General features: G+C 61.4%; 11 protein-coding genes. All 11 read left to right on the top strand.

Annotated elements, in window-relative coordinates:
* Window positions 1–3: 3 nt before the first annotated feature.
* The 11 genes from PMN64_RS01690 (at window position 4) to hypF (ending at window position 12,483) form a co-directional block, all read left to right on the top strand.
* A complete protein-coding gene (locus PMN64_RS01690) occupies window positions 4–984 on the top strand; it encodes a PDR/VanB family oxidoreductase (RefSeq protein WP_411779409.1) in 981 nt (326 codons plus the stop codon).
* A gap of 907 nt (window positions 985–1,891) precedes the next feature.
* Window positions 1,892–2,992 carry a hydrogenase small subunit gene (locus PMN64_RS01685; RefSeq protein WP_411779408.1) on the top strand — a complete coding sequence of 367 codons (1,101 nt, stop codon included), beginning with the start codon at window positions 1,892–1,894 and terminating at the stop codon, window positions 2,990–2,992.
* A gap of 8 nt (window positions 2,993–3,000) precedes the next feature.
* Entirely contained in the window at window positions 3,001–4,791 is a 1,791-nt protein-coding gene (locus PMN64_RS01680) for a nickel-dependent hydrogenase large subunit (RefSeq protein ID WP_411779407.1), read from the top strand.
* A gap of 22 nt (window positions 4,792–4,813) precedes the next feature.
* Window positions 4,814–5,533, top strand: coding sequence for a Ni/Fe-hydrogenase, b-type cytochrome subunit (gene cybH / locus PMN64_RS01675; protein WP_411779489.1), 720 nt, complete (start codon window positions 4,814–4,816; stop codon window positions 5,531–5,533).
* A 12-nt stretch (window positions 5,534–5,545) separates the two neighbouring features.
* Window positions 5,546–6,130, top strand: coding sequence for a HyaD/HybD family hydrogenase maturation endopeptidase (locus PMN64_RS01670; RefSeq protein WP_411779406.1), 585 nt, complete (start codon window positions 5,546–5,548; stop codon window positions 6,128–6,130).
* 30 nt (window positions 6,131–6,160) lie between these two features.
* Entirely contained in the window at window positions 6,161–6,514 is a 354-nt protein-coding gene (locus PMN64_RS01665) for a HypC/HybG/HupF family hydrogenase formation chaperone (protein WP_411779487.1), read from the top strand.
* 347 nt (window positions 6,515–6,861) lie between these two features.
* Complete coding sequence (locus tag PMN64_RS01660; RefSeq protein ID WP_411779485.1) at window positions 6,862–7,722, top strand: hydrogenase expression/formation C-terminal domain-containing protein; 861 nt, start codon at window positions 6,862–6,864, stop codon at window positions 7,720–7,722.
* 109 nt (window positions 7,723–7,831) lie between these two features.
* Entirely contained in the window at window positions 7,832–8,929 is a 1,098-nt protein-coding gene (locus tag PMN64_RS01655) for a nickel-dependent hydrogenase large subunit (RefSeq protein WP_411779405.1), read from the top strand.
* Window positions 8,922–9,263 carry a hydrogenase maturation nickel metallochaperone HypA gene (hypA, locus tag PMN64_RS01650; RefSeq protein ID WP_411779403.1) on the top strand — a complete coding sequence of 114 codons (342 nt, stop codon included), beginning with the start codon at window positions 8,922–8,924 and terminating at the stop codon, window positions 9,261–9,263. The genes PMN64_RS01655 and hypA overlap by 8 nt, the downstream gene beginning before the upstream one ends.
* Window positions 9,263–10,207 (top strand): hydrogenase nickel incorporation protein HypB, encoded by a 945-nt coding sequence (gene hypB, locus PMN64_RS01645; protein WP_411779402.1) that lies wholly within the window; start codon window positions 9,263–9,265, stop codon window positions 10,205–10,207. Before hypA ends, hypB begins: the two co-directional genes overlap by 1 nt.
* Window positions 10,204–12,483: a carbamoyltransferase HypF gene (gene hypF / locus PMN64_RS01640; RefSeq protein WP_411779401.1), complete on the top strand. Its 2,280-nt coding sequence runs from the start codon at window positions 10,204–10,206 to the stop codon at window positions 12,481–12,483. Before hypB ends, hypF begins: the two co-directional genes overlap by 4 nt.
* Window position 12,484: the final 1 nt, after the last annotated feature.

Below are 12,484 nucleotides of genomic sequence, written 5' to 3'. Positions count from 1 at the left end.
CGCATGCGTTTCATCGAGACCTGGACTCCCGCAACCCTGATTGCGACCCGCGATCTGACTTCCTCGATCCGCGAGTTCCTGATCAGGCCGGAAATTTTTGACGGTGCGGCCTACCCGGTCGGCAGTCATATTGATGTCGCCGTCACCGTCGATGGCCGCCCCGAGACGCGGTCCTACTCGCTGATCGGCGAAGGCGACCGCGCCGGCTACCGTATCGCGGTGCGACGCGCCGAGGATTCCCGCGGCGGCTCGCGCTATATGTGGTCGCTCGCGCCCGGGGCGCGGCTGACCATCACATTGCCAACCTCGCTGCTACCGATCGACTGGTCGCGCCGGCATTATTGCCTGATCGCCGGCGGCATCGGCATTACGCCGTTGATTGGGGCAGCACAGGCGCTCGACCGCCGCAAAGCCGAATTCTCGTTGCATTACGCGATGCGTTCGCGCGAAGATGCTGTCTATCTGGATGTTCTGGCCACCTTGCTGAACGAGCGCCTCGTCGTCCATGCAGGCAATGAAGGGCGCCGGCTCGATTTCGACACCTTGTTCGCCTCGCTGCCGCCCGATGCCATGACCCTGTTTTGCGGCCCGATGCGAATGCTCGATGCTGCGCGTCGGGCCTGGACCAGCGCGGGGCGTGCGTTGCCCGACCTGCGCTACGAGACCTTCGGTTCGAGCGGCTTGCTGCCGACCGAAGATTTCCGGGTGCGCCTCGCGGACCGCGGCATTGAGATCGAGATTCCCCGCGATCGCTCGATGCTGGATGCGCTCAATGCGGCTGGTTATGAGGTCATTTCGGATTGCCGGCGCGGCGAGTGTGGCGTCTGTGCCGTCGACCTCGTCCATATCGACGGTGAGGTTGACCATCGTGACGTCTTCTTCAGCGAGAATCAGAAGCGCGCTAACGAGAAGATCTGCGCATGTGTCTCGCGCGCCCGCGGCACCATCACGGTCGATATGCTGCATCGCCCGGACGCGGTCTAGGCTCGTCACAATGCTTTCCACGACAATAGTCGTGGGTGCGTCTGGGCCGCCGCGGCCTGAAGCAGAGCGGGGCTTATGCTTCTGGCGGTGCTCGCCTCACAGTCGCCTGGCCTACTCCTGGCTATTGCTCTAGTTAGGGTGTGCTGCAGCCTGTCGAGGAAGCGTGCATACTCCTGGGCGCCCCGGCTTATCAGTGAAGATCTGCCAGGCGGCTACCACCTCCACCTCGCCGTCGAACCAGTCCGCCTCGGGCAGAGGCCGCGCCGGAGCGGCGCTTCTCGAGGCCGCATTCTACAATTCTGCCTAGCTTCGACGTCGATTGATCAGGATCAACCGAGCAAGGCTCATTGTGAACTCGTGAACGGGTGAGGTGTGCGGCGTCTTCAACTGCAGCTTCTTATTTCAGCAATCGGCGTGCCGGACGTGAAAGCGTTGCAGGCCACGCTGAACGATTGACAAGTCAACACTTCGCCCCCGGTAGGGCGGGATGATCATGTTGGTTGGTGCGGTTTCGCACATCGGCGTTTCAAATCAGACGCGAATGGCGCGATGGAATGAACGGTCAATGGCGCCGCTTGCCTCTCGTGCAGGGCTTGAACATCTGCTCGAGCATGACGTGCCTTCCTGTGAGCTTACGACCAGGTGCCCGTCATGGGTGCATCACCGGGCATCGTGCGTTTTGTGGCATCGATCCTTGGTACAGGCGTTGGCGGACGTCGCGAGCGCTGTCATCCGGGGGCGCGGTCGAACCGCTTGCCGGCTCACGCTGGCCTCGGCAATCTCTCCGCAATTTGGCAGAGGAGCGGCTTCTATCTGTCAGATGGCAGTGCGATTGGCCTGCTTCTTGCTATCCGAACGCCAGCAATTTGTCATAGCCGTCAACTGATCACAGATCACTGGAGGGGCGATGGGCGCGGCAACGGAAACGTTCTACAATGTGATCAGACGTCAGGGTATCACGCGTCGCAGTTTCCTCAAATTCTGCAGTTTGACGGCCGTGAGCCTCGGGCTCGGCCCGCTCGCGGCGAGCGATATTGCCAACGCGCTCGAGACCAGGCCGCGTATGCCCGTGATCTGGATGCATGGGCTCGAATGCACCTGCTGTTCGGAAAGCTTTATCCGCTCGGCCCATCCGCTGGTCAAAGACGCGGTCCTGTCGATGATTTCGCTCGATTATGACGATACCATCATGGCGGCGGCAGGACACCAGGCCGAAGCTATTCTGGAGGAGGCCCGCGTCAAGTACAAAGGCCAGTATGTGCTTGCCGTCGAGGGGAATGCACCGCTGAACGAAGGCGGAATGTTCTGCATTGATGGCGGCAAGCCGTTCGTCGAAAAGCTCAGGTCGATGGCGGACGATTGCATGGCGATCATCGCTTGGGGCACTTGTGCGTCATGGGGCTGCGTGCAGGCGGCCAAGCCCAACCCGACGAGGGCTGTGCCAATCGATAAGGTGATAACGAACAAGCCGATCATCAAAGTGCCCGGCTGTCCGCCGATCGCTGAAGTCATGACCGGCGTTGTAACCTTCATCACCACGTTCGGAAAACTTCCCGAGCTCGACCGCCAGGGGCGGCCAAAGATGTTCTATTCCCAGCGCATCCACGACAAGTGCTATCGGCGTCCCCATTTCGATGCTGGCCAATTTGTCGAGGAGTGGGACGACGAGGGGGCGCGTAAGGGTTATTGCCTCTACAAGATGGGCTGCAAGGGACCGACCAGCTACAACGCCTGCTCGACCGTTCGGTGGAACGGCGGCATTTCCTTCCCGATCCAGTCCGGTCATGGCTGCTTCGGCTGCGCCGAAGACGGCTTTTGGGACAGAGGCTCGACTTATGACCACCTCACGACCATCAAGCAATTCGGCATCGAGAAGAACGCCGATCAAATCGGCATGGCGGCTGCCGGCGTTGCCGGTCTTACCGTTGCCGCGCATGCGGCGGTCACAGCCGCGAAGCGGCTCACCCGTAAAGGGGATGGCGCAGCTCAGAACAATCGTCGGGGCTAGGGGGGCAGGTGGGCGTGAAGACCCCCAATGGATTCAAGCTCGATCGGTCCGGCAAGCGCGTTGTCGTCGATCCGCTGACTCGAATCGAGGGTCATCTGCGTGTCGAGGTCAACCTCGATTCGGACAATGTGATCCGAAATGCCGTCTCGAGCGGAACGATGTGGCGTGGCATCGAAACCATCCTGCGCGGGCGCGATCCGCGCGACGCTTGGGCGTTTACCGAGCGGATTTGCGGCGTTTGCACCGGCACCCATGCGCTCACCTCCGTGCGCGCCGTTGAGAATGCGCTCGGCATCACGATTCCGGAGAACGCCAACTCGATACGCAACATCATGCAGCTATGCCTGCAGGTTCATGATCATCTTGTGCATTTCTATCACCTTCACGCGCTGGATTGGGTCGACGTGGTCTCAGCACTCAAGGCCGATCCCAAGGCGACCTCGAGATTGGCGCAGTCGGTCTCGTCCTGGCCGCTTTCATCACCGGGCTATTTCAAGGATCTGCAGATCAGGCTCACAAAGTTCTTCGATTCAGGGCAGCTCGGCCCGTTCAACAATGCCTATTGGGGGCATCCGGCCTACAAGCTTACGCCGGAAGCGAACCTCATGGCTGTGGCGCATTATCTGGAAGCGCTCGATTTCCAGAAGGAAATCGTCAAGATCCACGCCGTCTATGGGGGCAAGAACCCGCATCCGAATTGGTTGGTTGGCGGCGTGCCCTGCGCGATCAATGTCGATGGCACCGGCGCGGTGGGTGCGATCAACATGGAGCGGCTCAACCTGGTGTCCTCGATCATTGACCGTTCGATCGAGTTCGTCGAAAAGGTATATCTGCCCGATGTCGCGGCGATCGGCGCAGTCTACAAAGACTGGCTCTATGGCGGCGGTTTGTCGGCCAAGAGCGTGATGTCCTATGGCGACATCCCCGAAAACGCCAACAATTATTCCGCGACAAGTCTCAAGCTGCCGCGCGGCGTCATCCTTGATGGCAATCTCAAGGAGGTCTTGCCGATCGATCACGGTGATCCCGAGCAGATCCAGGAATTCGTCGCGCACTCCTGGTACAAATACCCCGACGATTCCACCGGGCTGCATCCCTGGGATGGCGTCACCGAGCCGAATTTCCAGCTTGGGCCCAACTTCAAGGGCACCAGGACCGACATCAGGGAGCTCGACGAGGGCGGCAAGTATTCCTGGATCAAGGCGCCGCGCTGGCGCGGCAACGCCGTCGAGGTAGGACCGCTGGCGCGATACATCATAGGTTATGCGCAAGGCAAAGCTGAATTCAGGGATCCGACCGACAGGCTGCTCAAGGCACTCGATCTTCCTGTGACTGCGCTTTTCTCGACGCTCGGCCGCACCGCAGCGCGTGCGCTCGAATGCCAGTGGGGGGCGCATCAACTGCGCTATTTCCAGGACAAGTTGGTGGCTCACATCAAGGCGGGGGACACCTCAACGGCCAATACCAGCAAGTGGAAGCCGGAAAGCTGGCCGAGGGTGGCCAAGGGATACGGCTTCACCGAGGCGCCGCGTGGCGCGCTCGGTCACTGGATCAAGATCAAGGACACCAAGATCGAGAACTACCAGTGCGTCGTGCCGACGACGTGGAACGGTTCGCCGCGCGATCCCAAGGGTAATATCGGCGCATTTGAAGCCGCATTGATCAATACGCCGATGGCTGATCCAGAGCAGCCGCTGGAGATTTTGCGCACGATCCATTCCTTTGATCCGTGCCTGGCGTGCTCGACCCACGTGATGAGCCCCGACGGCCAGGAAATGGCTTCGGTCAAGGTTCGATAGGGAGGCCACCGTGCTGGACAAGATGCCGCAAACCGCTACCACCCGTATTGGCAACGATGCCGCAAGGCGTGATCGCAGTGTCGAGCGTGATGTCGTCTACCTCTATGAAGAGCCGCTGCGGCTGTGGCATTGGGTCAATGCGGCAGCCATTCTGGTCTTGGGCATAACGGGCTACGTCATCGGAACCGGGATACCGTCAATGCCGGGAGAGGCAAGCGACATTTTCCTGTTCGGCTATCTCCGCTTTGCGCATTTTTCCGCAGGCTATGTGCTCGCAATCGGCTTCCTGCTGCGCATCTATTTGGCCTTGGTGGGAAACTCCCATGCGAGGCAGATCTTCTACGTCCCGATTTGGCGCAGGTTCTTTTGGAGCGCGCTCTGGCACGCGGTGCGCTGGTACGCTTTCCTCGCGGCCGAGCCGAAGGAACATGTCGGGCACAATCCGTTGGCTCAGCTCGCGATGTTCTTCATGTTTACGCTGACGACCGCGTTCATGATCGTCACAGGCTTTGCACTTTATGCGCAGGGCTTCGGCAACGACGGCTGGCAATACAAGATGTTCGGCTGGGTGTTTGCGGTCTGGCCGAACAGTCAGGACGTTCATACCTGGCACCGCCTTGGCATGTGGGTCATCGTGTGCTTTGCGCTCCTCCACATCTACGTGGCGGTCTGGGAGGATATCATGTCGCGCCGGAGCACCATCTCTTCAATCATTTCGGGCGAGCGCGAATTCCGCGATTGATTGAGGATGCCGATGCTGACCCCGCAGAACCCAAAACGTATCCTGGTGCTCGGCATCGGCAACATCCTGTGGGCCGACGAGGCATTCGGCGTGCGGGCGGTGGAAGAGTTCCACCGCCGCTACGCCGTCCCTGACAACGTCACCGTCCTCGATGGCGGTACGCAAGGGCTCTATTTGGTGAATTTTCTTGAGGAAGCCGATTGCCTGATCGTGTTCGATGCCATCGACTATGGACTTGCGCCCGGCCAGTTGAAGCTCGTGCGAGACGACGAGGTGCCGAGGTTCACGGCCGCCAAGAAAATGAGCCTGCATCAGACCGGCTTTCAGGACGTCTTAAGTGCGGCCGACCTGCTTGGCCGCTGCCCGCGAGAGCTTGCTCTCATTGGCTGTCAGCCGATGGATCTGGAGAATTGGGGTGGTCCGCTCACCGCTCCGGTGCGCACCCAGATTGCGCCTGCGATCGAATTGGCTTGCGAACTGTTGATCCAGTGGAGGGCGCCGGCAAGACTTCGAACCGCGCCGTTGCCTCCCTCGGAACGTTTGCTCGCGAACGACATCGACCATGCAAACTATGAGATGAGGGCGCGGCCGATCTAGCGGCTCGCAGGTTACGATGTGTTGGTTACGATGTGCCTTGGCCTGCCAATGACGATTATTGAGACCGACGGCATCTCGGCGCTGTGCGAGTATGGCAACGAAAAGCGGATCGTCTCGGCCATGCTGCTCTCTAACCCGCCGGTCGGCGCCAAGGTGCTGGTCCATATCGATACCGCGGTGCGGCTCCTGGAGGACGATGAGGCACGGCTGATCGCAGAGGCGCTCGGCGGTCTCGAGGCGGCCCTCAACGGCCACGACTGCGACCGGTTCTTTGCGGATTTGATCGGTCGCGAGCCGCTTCTGCCCGAGCATCTGCGCGAGCCGGACGCTTGCCGTCCTGCCCACTTGCCATTGTTCGACTCGCCATTGTTCACGGATAACTAGTGTCGCGCCGAAACAAGCTCTACGCCGAGGATCTCAAGCGGGACCTTGCACTTTTGATAGGAGCGGAAGAACGCAAAATTACGACAAAACGGTGATTGGCACACACCTTGCTAACACCCACCCGTGGACCACGACGATAGAAAGGAGCCTGATGAGCTTTCGGTCGGGAAAGCATGATTTGACACGGCGCGGTCCGTCCGAGGGTCGTGACCGCAAGCAACGACGCACGGGCCGGGATATGGAGAATTTCTACCGACCACATGTTCAGACTCATTGATCACCTGCGCGCCGGCGCGTCTGTCGTCAAGAATGCTCACTCCTCAGCCCGCACGAGCGAACGTCGCGTCATGAAAGCAGGCATTTCCCTTGCGCAAGGCGCCGAGCATCCGCTGAGCGTGTTTCCGACCGGCGCGGAAAGCCTCGAGGCAGGCCATAGCGGGCCGACGGCTGCTGCCGCGCCCGCCAAGCTCGCTTCGCTCGATGGCGTAGAGCTGGCAAGGAATTGTCCGAATGCCGTCGCACTGTTGTCAAACCTCGCCGCTGCCGTTGCCGGCCAGAAGAGCGCTGCACAAACGCAGCTGTTCAAGCTCGCGACTCTCAGCGATCTTGAGCGCAAGCTGATTGCCGACATACTTGGGACAGGCGAAATCGCCGGCGTCGCTGCGCTGCCAGATGGCTCTGTGGCACGGATCGAAGAATCGGTGCTTGCAGGAATTTGGCGCGTATGCATCGGCAGCGACCCGGCACAAGAGTATATCGAAGTCGGCGCGGTACCGCAGATCGTGCGGCGCGCGGCAAGCGACCTGACCTCGACTAATCTTACGATCAATGCGGCCCCGGAAGGCGCGATGAACGTGCTACCGGTGCTCGCGGAAATCCGAGAACGGGCGCTGGCCTGGCGGCCCGGCATGTGCGCACATGTGATCAATTTCACGCTCCTGCCGATGAACCCGGTCGATCAGGCGTTTCTGCAGCAAAGCGTCGGCAACGGACCGATCCTGCTCACTTCGCGTGGCTACGGCACGTGCCGCGTGCATGCGACCGGCATCCGGAACGTCTGGTCGGTGCAGTTCTTCAATTCCACCGATAGCGTCATCCTGGATACGCTGGAGGTTGGCGGCGTGCCTATCGTTGCGCTGGCAGCCGATGAGGACTTCGAGGATTCCGCCGAACGCATGCAGGAAATCATCGAGGCTTACTTCGAATGACGAGCTTCGAGACTGTTGCCGTCCGAGAGAATCTCGCAGACGACGCGCGCATGGGGTGCGGCATCTGCCGGATCGTCTACGATCTCGCAGAGGGCACGAGGGGGCGCTCATGAGCCTCGCCGTTGGTAACAGAATAGAGGTCACCGTATCGCTCGCTGACGACACGATTGCCACGGTCGAAATCCTGCCGCCCGTCCGGCCGCCACTAGCGCGGCTATTCGCCGGAAGACCAGCCAGTTCGTTGCTCAATGCGCTGCCGCGGCTGTTTTCATTGTGTGCTGCCGCGCATCAGGTAGCATTCCAGTCCGCGATCGAGGCGGCGCGTGGCGTAGGCATCAGCCTTGCGACGAGGCAGCATCGTACGACCCGGGTCGTTGCCGAGCGGCTGGCGGAATTGCTCCGGGGCCTGTTTGTCGCCCATCTCGCGAAGGATGCCACCAGTGCCGGCGCGATCCGCGCCCTGATGCAGGACGTATCAGCGCTTGTCGGCAGCGCAGAGGCCGGCTGCGTTCCCGTTCCACGCGAGGCAACAGCGCGTATAGCGGCCGCGCTGACCGCTCTCGGCATATCAAATGAAGGTGGCGCGCCGACGTGCGGCAGCCCGCTCGCGCTTCGCATCGCCGCGCTCGACGAAGCCGTATTGAAGCCTGTGCCGATGCAGCACTCGTTCCTGTCCGCTGCGGACGACCACGACATCATTGAACGGCTGCTCTCGAACGACGTGCGGGTTTGCCATTGCTCCGACCTAGGACGCGGTATTCCCGAGACGGGGCCATGGGCGCGCCAAATGTTGCGTGGCCGGCTTTCGCCAGGCCGGTCGGCCCCGGCTGAGCGGCTGAAGGCGAGAATTGCCGAAATCGTCGCCCTCTGCGCTTGGCTCAAAGCCGGTGCTCGTATCGAGACAGCGAAGGATGGGATCGCCGAAAGCTACGGGCTGGGACCGCGCCGTGGTGCGGCCGCGATCGAATGCGCCAGGGGACGTCTTTATCACGCGGTCGAGCTCGACCGTCAGGGCCAGATATCGCGCTTCGAATGTCTTACGCCGACCGAATGGAATTTCCACGCGCGCGGACCGCTGGTCCGCAGTTTGCACGGCGCGGTGCTGATGGCGAGGCCGCAGGCACGAGCTGCCATTCGCGCGATGATCGAATCGTTCGACCCTTGCGCCGCCTTCACCCTCAATTTTCGCGAAGTCTGCGATGCATGAAATGGCGCTTTGCGAAGGCATCATCGAGATTGTTGAGGAGGAGGCGCGCCGACGATCGTTCTCGAAGGTGAAGACCGTGTGTCTGGAGGTCGGAGCGCTGAGTTATGTCGCTCCGGAAGCGATGAAGCTCAGCTTTGCGGTCGTTGCTGCACGGACCATTGCCGAGGGCGCGGTTCTTAAGATCGTCGAGCAGCCTGGCCTCGCCTGGTGCATGGCCTGTTCGACAAGCGTCGAGATTGCCCGGCGCTGTGAGCCATGCCCCCGCTGCGGCAGCTACCAGCTGCAGGTGACTGCGGGTGAAGAGATGCGGGTCAAAGAGCTGGAGATCGACTGATGTGTAGCATATGCGGCTGTAGCGAAGGAGTGCCCTCCACCGAACGCACCCACGCGCAAGGTGCGCATGCCAATGGTCGTCGCCATGCACATGGTCACGGTCACGACCTTAATCATGTGCATACCGGCCACGACGTGCATCATTCTCACCGCCCTCATCATCGCCGCCATCATGATCACAACCACCAACAGGCTCATGGCGGACGGGCGCTTTGGGATTGCGCGGCTGACCCGGCCGGCTTGACGGTTGCGGGCATGAGCAGCGAGCGGGTCATTCAGATCGGGCGCGACATCCTCGGCAGGAACGACGGGATCGCGGCCGACAACCGCGCCCGATTCCTGGCCGATGACATGCTTGTGTTCAATCTTGTTTCAAGTCCTGGCGCGGGAAAAACCTCGCTCCTCGTCCGCGCCGTCAGCGAGCTCAAGCGGAGCTGGCAGCTTGGGGTCATCGAGGGCGACCAGCAGACCTCAAACGATGCCGAGCGCATTCGCGCGACCGGCGTGCCTGCAATTCAGATCAATACCGGCAAGGGATGCCATCTCGATGCTGCGATGGTCAGGGAGGCTTATCGCCGCTTGCCGCCACTCAAGCGCGGCATTCTCTTCATCGAGAATGTCGGCAATCTGGTTTGTCCCGCGGCATTCGATCTCGGCGAAGCCTGCAAGATCGTGGTGCTCTCGACCACCGAGGGTGAAGACAAGCCACTCAAATATCCTGAAATGTTTGCCGCATCGTCGCTCATGCTGATCAACAAGATTGATCTGGCCCGCCTGGTCGACTTCGATTTAGGCCAGACCGTCGAGTATGCAAGACGCGTCAATCCAGCGATTGAAGTGCTGACGGTTTCAGCGCGTACCGGCGCGGGCTTTGCCGCGCTCTACGCCTGGATTGGGAAGCAAGCGGCAGATCAGACCCGTCCTGTCGCGGGCACCACGCGATGAACGAGGCAATCGCCGGCTCGGGAACGCGTCTGCGCCTGCGCGTCAGCGGCGCCGTTCAAGGCGTCGGCTTTCGTCCGTATGTATATGGTCTCGCTGCTCGTTATGGGCTCGCCGGGTTTGTCGCCAACGATCCCGACGGCGTCATCATCGAGGTCGAGGGTGAGGGCGCGTCCCAGTTCGTGGCCGCCTTGCCGCTCGAAAGGCCAGTATTGGCGCGCATCGACCAAATCTCGGTTCAGGAGATCGGCGCGCTTGGGGCCAAAGACTTTTCGATCCGCCGCAGCGAACAGGGCAGGTCGTCGACGCGGATCGTCGCCGATGCCGCGACATGCCAGCAATGTCTGGACGAGTTGTTCGATCCAACAAGCCGCTATTACCTCTATCCCTTCATCAACTGCTCCCATTGCGGCCCGCGCTACACCATTGCCGGACAGCTCCCGTATGATCGCGGCAACACTGCGATGAGGGCCTTCGCGATGTGTGCCGCCTGTGCGGCCGAATATGCCGATCCTTTGAGCCGTCGTTTTCACGCCGAGGCAATCGCGTGCCCGATATGCGGCCCTCAGCTCAGTCATGGGATCGACGATATTGCCGCGGCGATCGGCGGCGGCCGGATCGTGGCGATCAAGGGGCTTGGAGGGTATCAGCTGCTTTGCGATGCAGCCAATCATGACGCGGTGCGGCGTTTGCGTAAGCGGAAGCAGCGCGACCAAAAGCCGTTCGCGGTCATGATCGGCTCCATCGAGCAGGCCAACGAGATTGCGCAGACCAACGCCGCCGAGCTCGCATTGCTGGAAACCGTAGCTCGCCCGATCGTTTTGCTGCGCTCGCGCAACCATCTTTCGTCCGCGATAGCCCCCGGCCTGTCGCGCCTCGGCGTCATGCTGCCCGTGGCCCCGCTGCATCACCTTATCTTCCATGCGTTCGGCTCGATTGGCACAAGGCGGAGGGATGGCGGTCCGGCCGTCGAAAGTGGTGGTCCGGTCATCGTCACAACCAGCGCCAATCTCGGAGGCGAACCGCTACCAATCGACAACGGCCAGGCGTTGCGGCGGCTTGCCGACATCGCCGATCTTATTGTAACTCATGATCGCGATATCCTGACGCGTGCTGATGATTCCGTGGTGTCGGTCGTGGCCGGACGGCGCCAATTCATTCGCCGCGCCCGCGGCTATGTTCCCGAACCGATCCGGCTTGCGGGGTCCGTGCCACCCATGCTCGCCGTCGGCGGCGCGCTGAAGTCGACTGTCACCGTTACGCGGGGTAATGAAGCATTCGTCTCCCAGCACATCGGCGATCTCGATACGCCTGAAGGGATTCACGCTTTCGAGGAGACGGTCCGCCATCTCACCTCGACCCTCGATGTCAGGCCTGTTGTCCTGGCCCATGATCTGCATCCCGACATGGCATCTACCCGCTTTGCCGAAGCAAGCGGCTGCGCTCTGATCGCTGTCCAGCACCATCACGCGCACGCCGCTGCCGTCATCGCAGAGCATGGTCTCACCGCGCCTACGCTCGCCCTTTTGCTCGACGGCCATGGCTATGGCTGCGACGGCGGCAACTGGGGTGGCGAGCTCTTGTTGTGCGAGGGCGCCCGGTTTCGACGCGTCGGACATCTCGCACCCTTGCAAATGCCTGGCGGGGATCGTGCAGCCCGCGAGCCCTGGCGGATGGCGAGTGCGATGCTTCAGATTTTGGGACGGGGACATGAAATTGCGCGTCGCTTTGCGTCGCAGCCGCAGGCTGAGCATCTGCGGGCATTGCTCGATCGGCCTTGCGGGGCCACCACGACCAGCGCGGGCCGGCTGTTCGATGCAGCAGCGGCGCTGCTCGGGGTTACGACCGTGCAGAGCTATGAAGGGGAAGCCGCGATGAAGCTAGAGGCGCGGGTGCGGCAGACTGCGGTGCAAGAAGCGGGTTGGATGATCGATGACGGCGTTCTGTCACTTCGTCCACTGTTTGCGCGCTTGGTTGCAAACGATATCGGCGCCACTGAGGGAGCCGAGCTGTTTCATGGCACGTTCGCCGCCGGCTGCGTTGATTGGGTCGCACGCTCTGCGCAGACAACTGGCGTCACAACCGTCGTTCTGAGCGGGGGTTGCTTCCTGAACGCGGTGCTCGCAGACGAAATCCAGGGCGGCTGCATTGCGGCCGGCCTCACTGCGCTGTTGCCACGGCAGGTTCCACCTAACGACGGCGGCTTGAGCCTCGGCCAAGCGTGGATCGCCGCTCTTCAGACTGCTGAGCAGCCGCAAGCTCTGGAAGGAATAGTCTGAT

Origin of the sequence: Bradyrhizobium sp. UFLA01-814 (assembly GCF_046718885.1) — a bacterium.
Classification (GTDB): domain Bacteria; phylum Pseudomonadota; class Alphaproteobacteria; order Rhizobiales; family Xanthobacteraceae; genus Bradyrhizobium; species Bradyrhizobium elkanii.
The sequence above is the reverse complement of the archived record's forward strand: the minus strand, read 5'-3'. Positions and strand labels throughout refer to the sequence as shown.